The following is a 209-nucleotide window of genomic DNA, read 5'->3' on the forward strand; positions in this document are numbered from 1 at the left end:
TCCTCACGGGCGAGGACGCGCTGGTGCTGGCCTGGGCCGGCACCGCCCCCGCCCGCGGGGCCGCGGCCAGCGGCGCGCCGGTCGAGCTGCCCGCCGCGCCCGGGCGCCGCGACGGCTCCGGGGTGCCCGGCTCGCAGGCCGTTGCGGCGTGCGCCGGTCCGGTCGCGCTGCGCGTCCCGGCCAACGCCGCAGACGTGCCCGCGGTCGAG

At 84.2% G+C, this 209-nt stretch carries 1 protein-coding gene; it reads left to right on the forward strand.

Annotation, left to right across the window (positions count from 1 at the left end; genetic code table 11):
* Positions 1–209: hypothetical protein (locus QWJ41_RS21850; RefSeq protein ID WP_302710596.1), on the forward strand; the 209-nt coding region annotated here is incomplete at both ends.

This window comes from Nocardioides cremeus (assembly GCF_030518195.1).
In the GTDB taxonomy this organism is placed as follows: domain Bacteria; phylum Actinomycetota; class Actinomycetes; order Propionibacteriales; family Nocardioidaceae; genus Nocardioides; species Nocardioides cremeus.